The organism is Photorhabdus aegyptia (assembly GCF_000612035.1).
Taxonomy (GTDB): Bacteria; Pseudomonadota; Gammaproteobacteria; order Enterobacterales; family Enterobacteriaceae; genus Photorhabdus; species Photorhabdus akhurstii.
On the sequence record NZ_JFGV01000003.1, the window covers coordinates 109,341 to 124,267 of the forward strand.

Below are 14,927 nucleotides of genomic sequence, written 5' to 3' on the forward strand. Positions count from 1 at the left end.
TATGAATTGCAAAATATTTTGTCTAATATATTAATCATTAATAATAATATGTATTAGATCTCAAAGGTGATTATGGCTATCGAATTACGGCATTTACGTTACTTTATTGCAGTGGCAGAGGAATTACATTTTGGTCGTGCGGCAGAACGGCTTAATATTTCACAGCCTCCGTTAAGCCAACAGATTCAATCACTTGAAAATAGTATAAATGCGCGGTTGTTAGAACGTGATAACCGGAATGTGAGTTTGACGCCGGCAGGTAACATGTTTCTAAAAGAAGCTTATCAGATCCTGGCTCAGGTTGATGCTGCCGCAACTAAAGCAGCAAGAATGCAAAAAGGAGAATTAGGTGAAATATCTATCGGTTTCACTTCTACGACGCCTTTTATGCATAAAGTTACTCTGAGTTTACGGCAGTTTCGGGAACGTTACCCGGAAGTCGCTATTCATATGCATCAGATGAATACTAAGCAGCAGATTGCGCCATTACTGACTGGACGGATCGATGTCGGCATCATGCGTAATACTCAATTGCCGGATAATCTTGAGTATCGGCTATTATTTCAAGAACCTTTTATGCTTGCTGTTTATGATGGACATCCTTTACTGGAATATGCTCCGCAGGGAATAAAGCTGGAAATGTTGGCAGGTTATCCGATGGTGTTTTTTGAGCGTGAAGTAGGGACTGCTTTGTATGATGAAATCATCACATTACTTGCTCAAGCAGGCGTGACACCAATGATTTCACAGGAAGCAGGCGAAGCAATGACCATTCTTGGGCTGGTTTCTGCGGGATTAGGTGTCAGTGTTGTGACTGAATCTTTTACTCGCATGAAAGTGGATGGTGTCCAGTATATTCCATTAGTTGATAACCACCCTTGCTCTGAGGTCTGGTTGGTAAATCACAAGAATCGGCCAATATCGGCCGCAGCAGACAGGCTGATAAACCTACTCATATCTAATATATTAAATGGAAAAAATAAGTAGAAATCAGCTAAATTTCGTGCTGAATATCACATATTTACTGAAAGAATCATACTTTTTGCCTAAAACCTCGACATAATCAGCCAACAATTATTTTGAAACATGAATTAATTAGAGCGTAAAAGGGTAAATAATGGATGGACAACCAGGGCATATTGATCAGATAAAACAGATTAATATTGGTACTGTTTATCGGTTAATTGATCAATATGGTCCAATTTCCCGTATTGAGCTATCTAAAAAAGCTCAACTTGCTCCAGCCAGTATTACTAAGATTGTCCGCGAATTGGTCGATGCGCACTTAGTCATGGAAACGGAATTTTTGGATTTAGGATTCAGAGGGCGTCCAGCGACCGGATTGAAGCTTGATTCTGAAAGTTGGCATTTCCTGTGTGTCAGCATTAACTTGGGAAGTTTAATATTGGGACTGCGTGATTTAAGCAGCAAGTTAATTGTTGAAGATGTATTGCCATTACCGGTCAACAAGGCAAAATCCTTTTTAGATAGTATTATTGATGAGATTGATGCATTTTTCGGCCGATATCAATCTCGTCTTGAGCGTCTGACGGCAATTAGCATGACTATAAATGCCATTGTTGATCCGACCAAGGGTTTAATCCACAGTTTCCCTTATTACCAGATTCAGGAATTACCAATAGGCGAATATCTGCATCGTCGTACGGGATTACCGGTATTTCTTCAACATGAAACAACCGCCTGGACAATAGCTGAATCATTATATGGCGCGGCAAAAAATTGTCAGAATATTATCCAAATGGTCATTGATGAACATGTTGGCATTGGCGTGATTATTGAGGGACAAACATTACATGCTGGCAACCGCGGTGTAATGGAGATAGGGCATATTCAGGCTGAACCTGATGGTAAACGCTGCTATTGTGGGAATTTGGGGTGTTTGGAAACGGTTGCGGGTATCAGCCATATTTTATCCAGAGCAAAACAGCAGTTGACGGTGGTACCAGATTCTTTACTGAATGGTGAACCACTGACTATTGAATCATTCTGTCAGGCGGTTAATAACGACGATACTTTGGCAATAGATATTATTCGTGATATCGGGGTGAAAATTGGTCATATTGTCGCAATTATGGTTAATTTATTTAACCCAGAAAAAATTTTGATAGGTTCTCCTCTTAATGCTTCACAACAAATTTTGTATCCGATGATTAATGAATGTATTCAACGACACTCTTTACCTGCTTATAGCAAACAAATTGAGTTAGTTGCGACAAAATTCAATAATTCAGGTACATTATCTGCGGTAGCATCAGTTAAAAAGGCTTTATATGATGGTTCATTATTGATCAATTTAATGAAAGGATAATATGTCTGATAGTGGTTCTCTGGTTGTAATATTAACTTTATACCCGTCATCTTCCAAGTTGCCTCTTTGTTGGCTGCACTCGCTCACCCCGGTCACATAGTTTGCTATGCTCCCGGGGATTCACTCCCTTGCCGTCGCGATGCATCTTTAAATCCATAGGGTATATATCGGTTTTTTGGCTAAATTGACGCAGCAATTAAACAAAACATTGAGCTAACGCAATCTCCCTTATAGTTGCATCCTCTAGACTTAAGCGCTCATTAATCGGATTTTATCTGTCATTATGGAAAACAGAATTTATGTTAACGCGCCTATTTGTTACGGGGACAGATACCAACATAGGTAAAACAGTTGTTACCCGTGCATTATTACAAGTTTTTAATCGTGACGGAGCAACGGCAGTAGGGTATAAACCTATAGCCACAGAAGGGTATGAAACAGAAGAAGGTATGCGTAATCGAGATGGCGTAATTCTACAAAACTCTTCTCCCGTTCCGCTTAAATATGAAGAAATTAACCCAGTTATCTGGAAAAGCAGGTATTGTGAAGGAAATCAGGTTGATTTCGAACAGATGAAAAAAGGATTGAATAATCTTAGTAATAAAGCAGATCGCGTTATTATTGAAGGTAACGGTGGCTGGCGTGTATTACTGGATGATGAAACTTTTTATTTTGATTGGGTAATTCGGGAAAAAATCCCGGTCATTTTAGTTGTTGGTATTCAGCCAGGCTGTGTAAATCACTCAATTTTAACTGCGCAGGCAATAATAAATGATGGGTTGCAATTAGTCGGGTGGGTAGCTAACAGAATTAATCCTGGTTTATCGCACTATACGAAAGTGATGGATAGGTTACGCCGTCACATAAATGCGCCACAGTTAGGTGAAATTCCCTATATTTTACGTCCCGAAGAAAAAGAATTATCCTGTTACCTGGATATTTCCACGATTTTAACCCAAGTTGGGAGAAAATGAGGGAGGATTTAGTATATACCTTATAGATTTCAAGATGCATCGCGACGGCAAAGGAGCGAATCTCCGGGAGCATAGCAAACTATGTGACCGGGGTGAGCGAGTGCAGCCAACAAAGAGGCAACTTGAAAGATGACGGGTATATATACCTGTGGTTGAATAATAATAAACCTCACTTGCGGAAAAGTGAGGTTTATTATTCATCTAAAATCTCAGCTTGATCTCTATGTACCACAAACACTGGTCATTTTTTTAACAAACTTGGGAGTGCCATCTATTCCATTATATGCAGATATTTGCATGCATTTTTTATTAACATTAATGATAAAGAAATTACCTTTAAATAGTGCTCCGCTATCATAGACTTTTGCATTGCCAAATATGGAGGCGTTGTATTCTTTAAGAAAATGTGAATGTCCAACAAAAACCGCCATAACGTTGTATTTTTTAATCAGTGACTTAAATTTTATTTTTTCGGCATAACTGCTGTTATCAATAAAATGGTCATACCCATCATGAAAATTTAAAACTACAGCCTTTCCTCTTGTTTGAGCAGATTTAAGATCGCTTTCTAACCAATCAAGGGATTTGGTAATATAAACAGTTGGGCTGACATAATGCTCCAAATTGACACTATAGGTAGGATAATTCTGCAATTGAACGTAATGAATATCACCAAAATCCCATGAATAAGATAAACTTCCTTTCCATGCTTCATTGTCATAGTCATAGGAGAAATTATTTAATTCTTTACTATAATTACTTATTCTCTCCGCCATATCAAATACAGCGGATCTGGCACAAGCATTACGACTGAAATCAAGACCTTCGGGGTAAGTACAATCATTAACATTATTTGCATAATCATGATTTCCTAATCCCATAAATAGCGGGAATTTGATTTTTGATGTATATATCTCCTCAAGGCTTCTTCTGGTGCTGGCACGTCCAAATTCGGTAAGATCGCCATTAACGATGCCAAAAGCCAGATGATTGCTTTCATAAATATTATTGAGACTGTCTGCTACCTTTCTATTTAATTCTTCCCACGGTTCTTTGTCGGCATTAGGATCACCTTTTTCAGGATCTAAACGCCACGGCTGAGGATCTGACATCACGGCAATTTTATAATTGCTGTCTATATTTTTTTCAGTGAGATAGATATCAATCTTTATGCCTGAAGAAGATAAACTTTTAACTGTTTTCTCAAGTTTATAATTAGCAGGTACTTCGGAGAGATAGATATTGTGGTTCTGAGCACCCCAATATGAAAGACTCCAGTGAATGTTTAACTTACCCTCACCATTGGGTAAACGATAAATAATTTTGCCCTCAGTGCCACTAAAAATCTTACCTTTTGAGGCAAATGAATCGCGACTATATGCGGATATTGATGACAATGGGCTTTCAATCCAACTTCCCCAAAGCAAGTCTATTTTTTCCGCCATTAATAAATGTGATGTATTATTATGCAAATAAATTTTTACATATTGCTCACTGCCGCTACCATTAAAAGTCTCGGTTTCTGTCTGATTTCCTGCGACAGCGTTACATCCTGATATAGCTAATGCTATTAAAAACACCATGATAGAGAGAATTTTCTTAGCGATAAGATCACTCATAACGGTCTCCTATTTTAAAATTTTAATATGATTTTTTGAGCAAATAAGATATTTAATTCACCATAATTATTCGGCAAATATTTATGTTTCAAAACGTTATGATATTAGAGTTGATTATTTGGATTGTCAGTTTTAAAAAAACTAATGGTTTACATATGAAACTATATTAGGGTTATCATGCAGGAACAACTTGTTATGGAAAACGCCACTAATGTTCTGTTCACCGAGAGATAATAGAAGGCCGAAGCGCATAGCCTCGACCTCTACTCATCAATGGTAAAATATTGGCGTAATATTTTCTCTGAACTGTATGTGTTTTCCTTCAGAAAGATGATGTGGGTCTATTTGGCGGTCGGATGAGGTTGAGATTGGTTTCCTTGCCGGGTATACACAATCTTTTTGGCATTATTTTCACAATGCCCAACGATTTTACTACCGGCTTGTTCAACGTGGTCATTAGCAACAATTTCCAATTTAAAGCCAGATTCCGGCACACCATTATTGATAATCTTCTGCGCAATTTGTTCTTTCACGCTTTCGCATGAAGCTTGTGCAGCAAGGGCAAATGGGGGTAGGGTAAAGAGCAATGCACTGCATAAAAGTGCTTTTTTCATCTTCATTATCATTACCTTTATATTACGGTCTGATAGGCATACCTGTATTGCTGTCTAAACAACGTTCGGTATTGGGTTCCCAGTAAGCATTGATATTGGTACTTTTCATACATGCATCACGAGCATCAATGGCTTTATCGATCTTGTCGAACTCTTTCTCGGCACGTTTATTAACCTTAGTGCGAAGATTTTTGGTTTCATCCCATTGTTCTTTGCTTTGACGGGCGGCTTCTTTATCGAGCACAGAATCTCCGCTGCCATTCACGGTGACACAGGTACTTCCGGCAGTACAAGTTGCCGCCAATGCCGGCGTTTGCCATAACAAGGGTATTGCCAGAGCGATAGCTGGCATAGCTTTTAATATCAAAGAATTACAAATATTCATCTTTTATCCTCTTGGAACTCTTGAAAGAGATGGAGCCAATTTAGATGGCACAATAAGAAACTATCAGATAGATAAATTATAAGATAGCAGCAAGATGTTCAACAAATTATCAAGAAGAATGTGATTATTCATTCCGATGTACACTAAGTCCAGCAAATGATTGGCAAACCGGCATCATTTCTAGTGTATTAATGTTGACATGGGCAGGTAAATTGGCGACCCAAAAAACAGCTTCGGCGACATCTTCAGCGGTTAATGCTTGGGTGCCATCGTAGGTTTTATTTACTTTATCATTGTCGCCTTTAAAACGGATTAAAGAAAACTCAGTTCCACCCACTAAACCGGGTTCTATATTAGTAACACGGATATTTTTTCCTTGTAAATCGGCTCGTAAGCCTAAACTAAACTGTTTGACGAAGGCTTTAGTTGCGCCGTAAACGTTCCCACCGGAATATGGCCAACTTGCCGCGGTAGAACCGATATTAATAATATGCCCATGATTTCTTGCTACCATTCCAGGCAGCAGAGCATGGGTCATATTGACAAGCCCTTTGACATTGGTATCAATCATTATTTCCCAGTCATCCAGGTTAGCCAGATGAGCAGGCTCTAATCCAAGCGCCAAACCTGCATTATTGACTAAAATATCGATATGACGGAGTGATTCTGGTAATTGTTCTACAACTTGATTGATAGCTGCCCGATCAGTTACATCAAATTGAACAAAGTAAAAGTTATCACCTAGTTCAGCTTTTAATTTCTCTAACCGTTCTCTACGTCGTCCAGTCGCAATAACTTTAGCACCGTTTTGAATGAATCTTCTGGCAATTGATTCACCAAAACCTGAAGTTGCGCCTGTCACAAAAACGATCATACAAAACCCCTTATTTACTTACACTGTTTCTACCTCAGTAAAGGGGGTTCTGTATTTTTAGTCAAGCGATGGTTGAAAAACTTTCAGTGATTTTCTTTTCATTCTTCCAGCATGATTTCTGGTAGAGGAAGTTGATCATTAATAATTGCATCCGCAATGCGGATTATATCTTCATCCAATGCACGATCAGTGATTAAAGGAGGACTGATTTCGTGTACTGCATGGTAAAATTTAGCGGTTTCAGGCGCAATTTCACTAATATTGCCGCGCAGATGAATCGCCTGACTAACTACCAGAATGGTCATTGCAACAATATTGCGTAATTTCTGTTCCATCTCAAACACATCTTGAGCGGCATGCAGACCTAAACTGACAATATCTTGATTGTATTGTTCTGTGGCGAGGGTATGAATGCCTGATGCAGCACAATCATGGCGAATTGCAGCAACTAAAGCGGTTTGAGAAAGTTGGACCCCTTTAAAACCTTGATACATGCCAGGTGTCGGACTAAGTGAATTAGGTAATCCACGTGAGAAGCGGTTATCCATCATAAGCGCCACAATGGCATGAAGATGATTGGCAATTAAAGCAATGTCCAGTTTTAATGCATCCATTGTCCGGGCGACATATTGCCCCATAAAATTCCCACCGTGTAGAACATCGCCATTTTCTGGATCTATTAATGGGTTATCATTAGCTGAGATAACTTCCCGTTCCAATATTTTCCGAGCGGTAGCTAAAGATTCTGGCACTATACCTAATATCTGTGGTGCGCAACGAATTGAATAAACTTCCTGCAAGGTATCATTTAGCCGGGTAACTTCTTGATGACGACAAGCTTTATTGGCTTGTTCTTTAATTCCAGTTAATAAATTAACCTGAGTTGAACCTGCCAATAAATTACGCAATGCACTTGCCACCGCTTTTTGACCAGGATGATTTTTGACTTGTTGAATTCGGGCATCATAATGTTCATGAGATGCAAGTAATGCTTCAACAGCAAGGGCAATAGCCGAAATTGAGGCTTTAAATAGTTTTTCCAGTTTAATGACGGTAATTGCACTGATACCTGACATTACCCGTGTGCCGTTAATCAGAGCAAGCCCTTCTTTTGCTTCTAACGACAGTGGTGTCAATCCTGCGCGTTTAATTGCTTCCGCAGCATCAATTTCTGCGCCCATATAATAAACTTTGCCGATACCACATAATGCACGTGCAATATAAGATAAAGGAATTAAATCACCACTTGCACCCACTGAGCCATAGCGAGGAACCAGAGGAACAATGTCATTATTAATATGATCAACAATTGCCTGAGCGACAATTGGTCTGGTTGCAGACCAACCTTTGCAAACAGAAAGTAACATAGTAAATTGTGACGCTTTAATACAAGGTTTGGACATATAGTCCCCAGTACCAGCAGAAAGAAAAGTGAGCAGGTTTTGCTGATGCTCTGAGATCTTCTCAAATGGTACAACTAAATTGGCATTCCCCCCAAATCCTGTATTGATGCCATATATAACCTCTCCTGAATTTAATTTTTCCTCCAATTTTTCACGACCATGCGTCAAAAGCTCAGTGATCTCCGCTGATATCTCTACTTTTTTTTGTTTTATCGCAATGTCATAGATATCTTCCAAAGAGATAAGGCCATTTTTATTAATAATAATGGTTGGCTGAACATCTTTAGCTTTCATTTTAATCTCCATATATAAGTATGGTAATAATATTTCAAAGAAACGAACACCCCTAAGGATACAAATCAGTATAGATATAAAATATAAAAAATAGTCAATTAAAAATAAAATTAAAATAGATGGCTCGTAAAAATTAATTTACAAAATTAATTGAATTAAATAATTGTAATAATGACGGTTAATATATTTGCAATTTGCAATTATTTGTTTTTGCCATCTGATAATAAATGGTAGGTAATATAAATTCCGTTGACATAAATTTGAGTTTACCATTAACAATAAAACAAATAGCAATTATTTGTTTTCCTAAGAATACAAACTAGAATGTAATTATGTTACCACGCAAGTAAAGTAATTGGAGTGTTCATCGAAAAATAAATTGATATCTAGTCGAGGTGATTTATGTCAAAAATAATCCAGACAGATTCTCTTAGTGAACAGTCTTATAAGATAGATAATTTCAATCCATCAACTGAAACAATAAATTTCAGTTACACATCGGGAAGAACAATATTACCAGTCTACAATAAATATGACACACAAAATAAACCTAAAGTTTTTGGTTATTATACAGATTGGTCGCAATATGACGGTAGATTACAAGGAAATCAAGATCCTATTCGTCGAGGTAGAGGAATAGATTTACAGCACCTTTTAGATAATCCTTTTGCTTATGATAAATTAGTTATTGGTTTCTGTGGAATATTAGGTGATGAGGGTGAAAAAAAGCAGCAAATTAAAGAGCAAGCGCCGTTATTTGCCCGCGCCAATAATGGAGAAGTAACGTTCACAGATGCTTGGGGAGATTGCCAATCTTATCAGAATTGTACTTATTCTGGTTGGCAAGATATCCAAATGCCAAGGGATTTTGATCAATCTAAAAGTATGGGCGTATTAGGTGGATTGGCTAAAGTTCAACAAGCTGCAAAAGCTCAAGGCCATGACCTTATTATGTCATTTAGTGTCGGTGGTTGGACCATGAGTAATGGCTTTTATAATATGGTCAGAGACGAAACACTAAAATCCTATTTCTGTTCGAGTCTAGTTGATATATTTCAGCGTTTCCCTATGTTTACCGAAATTGATATTGATTGGGAGTATCCCGGCGTTGCTGGAAATGAAGGTAACATGTATGCGCCAGATGATGGCGATTATTATGTTAGTTTAATTAAAGATTTAACTTCTGCTTTTAAAGAAGCAGGGCGTTCAGATATAAAAATAAGTATCGCTTGTTCGGCGGTGCCAGAGAAAATGGAAAAATCAAAAATACCTGAATTACTGCAAGTTGGGTTATATGGTATTAACGTTATGACCTATGATTTTTTTGGTACTCCGTGGGCTGAAAGGTTGTTACATCACACGAATCTCCGTGATTATCCTGGCGGTGATAATAGTGTAGAAAAAGCGGTTGAGTATTTATTGGGTCTTGGTGTGCCAGCATCTGCAATCAATATTGGTTACACCGGCTATTCGCGCAATGGCAGAAATACGGTTATTGATAGCTATTCTCCATTATCTGGCAGTTATGATCCTGGCTATGTCCCGAAAAAAGATCCGAAGATTACAACAACCGGTTCATTTGAATCAGGGACAACAGAATGGTACGACACGATATATAATTATTTAGATTTGGAAGAAAAAAGAGGGAGAAATAATTTTGACTTGTATACCGATGAAATAGCAGATGCTGATTATCTCTATAATAAGGAGAGCAAGTTGTTTATTTCTCTTGATACCCCTCGCTCCGTTAAAGCTAAAGCACAATATGCATTAGAAAAGAATCTGGGGGGAATATTTACATGGACCGCAGATCAAGATCGTGGTTTATTGGTCAATGCGGCCAGAGAAGGTCTTGGTTGTGAGTTAGTCACGAAAAAAATAGATATGGAACCATTCTATTTCAAGGGTATTAATGTTGAACCGGTTGATCCAGTTAATCCAAATACAGGGAGTGATTACCCTGTCTGGGATGCAAATAAGGCATATAAGGCCGGCGATAGAGTGAGTTGGAACAATCAAAATTGGGAGGCTAAATGGTGGAATAGAGGTACCGTGCCAGACGGCGCAGAAACATCTGATGCTTATCCTTGGGTAAAAATTTCATAATTAATTAAACCAAGCCACCAGTATGATATATACTGGTGGCAGTTCCTTTTTAGTTCTTTTTTATCTTCACCTCGTTCTTATTGTTGTAATCAGTATATCTAGCGTAATGATATGGAATTAGCTCAGGTATGACAATTTACTCGGAATATTAACGCCGGTGTTGATAACCTTGAGATGTATTTTTTCTTCTTATGCTCAAATGCCGTTGTTTTGGTGGTGGTATTGAAAAATGCTCTACAGCATTCTGAGCGCTGCGCAGTGAAATTCCAACGATCTCATTAGCATATGCGCGCATTTGTCGCTCATAATCTGAAATTGCCTTGATTAACTCTTCTTGACCGGACGCTACACTGGCAAGCTTCTGTGTGAGTAAAAGAGCATCTCGCAGCGCTGTGTTCGCTCCTGAGCCTGTCATTGGCGTCATGTTATGAATAGCATCCCCAAGTAGTGTGACAGCACTCGATTTCCAGGGTGGAAGGTGGGGCATGCTGCGTAAATGTAGCGGAGATATGTTTTCCATATCACTTTGTTTAATCAGAGTATGTAGGCTTGGGTCCCATGAAATCATACGGGTTAGGACCAGATTGCAGAGGGTTTCTGCGGAAAAATCGGTGATATTGTCAGGAAGACTATCTGTTGCCGCTACGTAAACCCATACTATAAAGTTATCGATTTCTGCTAAAGCGGCTTCTACATGGATATCAACTGGGGCACGCCACATAGAAATGAACAACCAGTCAGAACTTTTAGGTACGATGCTGTTAGGTGCGCCATCCAGGAAATTTTGGGGTAGCAAAGCTGTGAGAACCGGGGTAATACGCGAACGACCAATGATTATACTCACACCAACATCGAATCTTTCGATAAAAGGAAGATACTGTTTACGTACTTTTGAATTGCTGGCATCTGCACCTACAAGGATATCGACATTTTCGTGACTGCCATCGGCAAAGAAAATTTTAACACCGCCGTTTTCAATATGTTCATAACGAACGAATGTTTTATTCCATTGAATTATGTCTGAAAGTCCCTTGTTTAGTATTTCTTTCAGTTCAATTCTGCTGATTGACAGACGTTGCTCGGAGATGATCTGCCCGTTCATGAGACCGCCCTGAACGGCGAGAAGACGCATGCGTTCATTATAAAACCGTGATTGTCCGCCAATATATCTTGATGCCTCCTTAAAGGTTAGCCAGTTTGCATCCGGGAGGCATTCTTGCAGTGCCTGTTTGCCGAATGTATTAATATGAATTCCATAACCGGGAAGTTCGGATGACAACGCGGGATTCCGTTCATAGATCGTTACTTTGATTCCATTTTTACGTAATCCATGTGCTAAACATGCACCCCCAATTCCTGCCCCAATAATACCAACGTGCATAATATTTTCTCCAGTTGTAGGTACGAGAGATTCTGGCTAGATCATGTGAGACTATATCTATCTGATATTATCTAATCACAGCCATGATTTTTTTGTAGTATTTAAAATAAAAATATACCTTATCTAGAAATAGAGCAAGGTAATCTGTTTTTTTAATAAAAATAGCTGATAAAAAATCTATATTATTTTTTTTCTAAAAATTTTTAATTAAATGATTAAGTTACAGAAGTGAGTTTGTGGTTTTGTGTTTACAGTTTCTTTTTTGCCCCAAAATTAATATTAAATCGTGATGTGAGTATGAATTTGGTTTAGAATTTTTTTTGCATATAAATACAACATGTAGAATGATGAATATTTAAATTGATTAATGTTCATCTTGTTTTGATTGTTACGAACTTCAACTATTCAAAGGGTTTATTAATAAAGATAGTAGATGTGTTATTTTTATAAGAATATTATGATTAATATGAAATTATTTCCATTTTAATTGAGTTTAAGATATTTTTTCCATTGTGAGATGTTTTAATTACTCGTTGCCATGAATTTGATGAGGGTGACCATTATACTAATGATTATTGATCATCATGATATAGTACCACTGATTTGTCATTTTATTCGGAGAAATAGATATGAGTAATCAGGATGTCAAAGCGATGTATAATCGATATCCATATCCTAGTTCTGCCGTTGGAGATAATCTTATTTATGATATGGCTATGGTTGTAGGGCTTATATTTAAGCCGGGTTATTTAACGGGAAAGTATGTGCTCGATTTAGGGTGTGGAACGGGGCATCGTTTGGTAGGGCTGGCAAGTATGTATCCAGATACCCAATTTGTTGGCATTGATATGACGGATAGAGCGTTAGAGGTAGCAGATAAGCTGATATCTTATCATCGATTGGATAATGTCACGTTAGAAAATAATACGATTGAGAAGCTAACACGAGATAATCAATTCGATGTTGTTGTTTCTACCGGTGTTATTCATCATATGGAGTGTCCACAAGAGGGCTTTTTAGCAGCTTCACGTTCATTAAATGAAGAGGGTATCGCGCTTATTTGGCTATACAATGCTATAGGAGAATATGGACGATTGAGGCAGCGAGAGCTTTTGCAGATTTTTGCAAAACAAATCCATGTAGAAGAATATTTTTTACATACTGATTTAATGAATAAACTATGCAGAAACTTAAGTCGGAATCAATATGGCGATAGTACAGCTAATCATTTAGATGATAGTGTTGATCAGATTGCTGTTAATGTGGATGCGTTTTTGAATCCTATTGTCAACGCATATAGATATGATGAGATATGCGATTTTTATTATGAGTCTGGCTTTAAGCATGTGAGATGTTGTGGGTTAAATCGTGAAAACAACAGTAAGCTTTTTGCCGGATGTTGTGATCAATTCAATGATGAATGTTTTTTTCAATATCGAGATTTGCTTTTAGATGAACAGTTAAGTCAACTGTTTAATACCCTTGATTATAACCAGAAAGTGCGTGTTATTGAGCTTTTATGGAAGCCAACCGGCATATCTTCAATTGGGTTCAAATCTGAAAATGCCCGCTCTTTTGTCAATGATTGGCTAAGAGGGTAAGGGAAAGAATAACAGTTATTCTCGGATAGTAAGTTAAACTTTCGTAAAATGAGAGCCAAGCCAGAAACGTCTACTTTCTAGTTTCTGGCTATTTTGTATTGATGAATTCGAGTTAATCGTAATATTCCGGCGCCTTACGGAATGTTGGCCAGGCATCCGGATCGTGCCCTGTTACTACAATTGCATTCGTGCGTTTGGCTAGATGCCGCAGTTTTTGTACCGAACGTACGGTTTCAGTGGTAGAGGTGAGAAACCCAGGCAATGCACGTTCTTCCCAGTGATCGAGGGTATAAGCGGCATCAATCGTCAGCAGCAAGCTGCCACTGTTCGGCAGGGTGACTAGTAGTGATTGATGTCCTGGCGAATGCCCCGGAGTAAATACTGTTTTTAACGTGCCATCACCATAGACATCAAACATGTCATTGCGTTCCCCATCGAGAAACTCCCATTTCAGACCGGGACGATCAAAATCCTTGCGGATATAGCCGCCAGCGGAAAACCAATCCGGTGTGTAGGCGTATTCATACTCACGTCGCTGTACGATATGTGTCGCGTTAGGGAAGCGTCCTATTGCGCCAGTATGATCGAGGTGAAGATGGGATTGCACCACATAGCGGATATCTGCGGGATCGATACCCAACTTCTTAACTTGAGCGACACAACCTTCATCTTCACGCATCACCGGCCAGTAGGCTTTGGTGATATTTCCCCAGTAGCCTTTGGGGTCAGTTGCGGCTTCAACTGCATTGCCGCCGTCAATTAGCGTATGACCGTTAGGATGGGTGAGTAAGAAAAATGGAATCGGAATTTCATAATCGGCGCCGTTGCCTTGATTCATCTTGATGTAGTGAACCTTACATTTGATGGTTCCGGTTTGCAGCATATACAGGCGAATGTCTGACATAATGTTAACCTTTTGATTGGATTATTCATGTAGGTAAGGCCGGATCGTGGATGCTAACAAATGGATGTTAACATATGTCCCCAGTTGATTTTATCAACATCAAGTTCTATATGGAGAGGCCAGTGGGGCTAATCTTTGGGGGGATTAGAAGAAATTACCTTATGTAGGTTAAGCGTGATCAGAATAATCCATCAGAGATTGCAATCACCCTTTTGACTCATTCGTCAAAAGGGTGATAAGACATTATAGATTATGAATTTCATCGTGCTGCAATATTATTTTCAAAGGATTTTAAGCTGGAATAATCGAATGTTCTAATTTCCTCGTTAAAGCCGGTCACTTGTTCAGAAATAAGCTTTGTAATTGAAGAAGGTCCGAGGGCGTTCAGAATTCTGTGTCACGTTAATTTAGCGGTTACAACGTTATCACATTATCCAAACGCC

General features: G+C 38.5%; 12 protein-coding genes. 5 read left to right on the forward strand and 7 right to left on the reverse strand.

Annotated elements, in window-relative coordinates:
* The first annotated feature begins 72 nt into the window (after window positions 1-72).
* The 3 genes from BA1DRAFT_RS01935 to bioD all read left to right on the forward strand — a co-directional run bounded on the left by BA1DRAFT_RS01935 (window position 73) and on the right by bioD (window position 3,303).
* A complete protein-coding gene (locus tag BA1DRAFT_RS01935; protein ID WP_036775699.1) occupies window positions 73-987 on the forward strand; it encodes a LysR family transcriptional regulator in 915 nt (304 codons plus the stop codon).
* A gap of 130 nt (window positions 988-1,117) precedes the next feature.
* Complete coding sequence (gene mlc / locus BA1DRAFT_RS01940; RefSeq protein ID WP_036775700.1) at window positions 1,118-2,329, forward strand: sugar metabolism global transcriptional regulator Mlc; 1,212 nt, start codon at window positions 1,118-1,120, stop codon at window positions 2,327-2,329.
* Between the two features lie 299 nt (window positions 2,330-2,628).
* Window positions 2,629-3,303: a dethiobiotin synthase gene (bioD, locus tag BA1DRAFT_RS01945; RefSeq protein ID WP_036775702.1), complete on the forward strand. Its 675-nt coding sequence runs from the start codon at window positions 2,629-2,631 to the stop codon at window positions 3,301-3,303.
* Between the two features lie 221 nt (window positions 3,304-3,524).
* On the opposite strand, the gene BA1DRAFT_RS22515 is transcribed toward bioD, so the two are convergent.
* The 5 genes from BA1DRAFT_RS22515 to stlA all read right to left on the reverse strand — a co-directional run bounded on the left by BA1DRAFT_RS22515 (window position 3,525) and on the right by stlA (window position 8,492).
* A complete protein-coding gene (locus tag BA1DRAFT_RS22515) occupies window positions 3,525-4,922 on the reverse strand; it encodes a metallophosphoesterase (RefSeq protein WP_051560619.1) in 1,398 nt (465 codons plus the stop codon).
* Between the two features lie 341 nt (window positions 4,923-5,263).
* Window positions 5,264-5,536 carry a DUF1161 domain-containing protein gene (locus BA1DRAFT_RS01955; RefSeq protein ID WP_036775719.1) on the reverse strand — a complete coding sequence of 91 codons (273 nt, stop codon included), beginning with the start codon at window positions 5,534-5,536 and terminating at the stop codon, window positions 5,264-5,266.
* A 22-nt stretch (window positions 5,537-5,558) separates the two neighbouring features.
* Window positions 5,559-5,921, reverse strand: coding sequence for a DUF1283 family protein (locus BA1DRAFT_RS01960; RefSeq protein WP_036775704.1), 363 nt, complete (start codon window positions 5,919-5,921; stop codon window positions 5,559-5,561).
* Between the two features lie 124 nt (window positions 5,922-6,045).
* Window positions 6,046-6,795: a bifunctional NADP-dependent 3-hydroxy acid dehydrogenase/3-hydroxypropionate dehydrogenase YdfG gene (gene ydfG, locus BA1DRAFT_RS01965; RefSeq protein WP_036775705.1), complete on the reverse strand. Its 750-nt coding sequence runs from the start codon at window positions 6,793-6,795 to the stop codon at window positions 6,046-6,048.
* 98 nt (window positions 6,796-6,893) lie between these two features.
* Window positions 6,894-8,492 carry a phenylalanine ammonia-lyase StlA gene (gene stlA / locus BA1DRAFT_RS01970; RefSeq protein WP_036775707.1) on the reverse strand — a complete coding sequence of 533 codons (1,599 nt, stop codon included), beginning with the start codon at window positions 8,490-8,492 and terminating at the stop codon, window positions 6,894-6,896.
* A 402-nt stretch (window positions 8,493-8,894) separates the two neighbouring features.
* On the opposite strand from stlA, the gene BA1DRAFT_RS01975 reads away from it, so the two are divergent.
* Window positions 8,895-10,598, forward strand: coding sequence for a glycoside hydrolase family 18 protein (locus tag BA1DRAFT_RS01975; protein ID WP_036775708.1), 1,704 nt, complete (start codon window positions 8,895-8,897; stop codon window positions 10,596-10,598).
* Window positions 10,599-10,746: 148 nt separating this feature from the next.
* Here BA1DRAFT_RS01975 and BA1DRAFT_RS01980 read toward each other — a convergent pair whose 3' ends face one another.
* The gene (locus BA1DRAFT_RS01980) at window positions 10,747-11,979 is read right to left on the reverse strand and encodes a stiblene epoxidase (RefSeq protein WP_036775709.1); all 1,233 of its coding nucleotides are present in this window, start codon (window positions 11,977-11,979) and stop codon (window positions 10,747-10,749) included.
* Between the two features lie 629 nt (window positions 11,980-12,608).
* On the opposite strand from BA1DRAFT_RS01980, the gene BA1DRAFT_RS01985 reads away from it, so the two are divergent.
* Entirely contained in the window at window positions 12,609-13,580 is a 972-nt protein-coding gene (locus tag BA1DRAFT_RS01985; protein WP_235200941.1) for a class I SAM-dependent methyltransferase, read from the forward strand.
* Window positions 13,581-13,692: 112 nt separating this feature from the next.
* Here BA1DRAFT_RS01985 and attM read toward each other — a convergent pair whose 3' ends face one another.
* On the reverse strand, window positions 13,693-14,484 hold the full coding sequence (gene attM / locus BA1DRAFT_RS01990; protein ID WP_200868752.1) for an AttM family quorum-quenching N-acyl homoserine lactonase: 792 nt from the start codon (window positions 14,482-14,484) through the stop codon (window positions 13,693-13,695).
* Window positions 14,485-14,927: the final 443 nt, after the last annotated feature.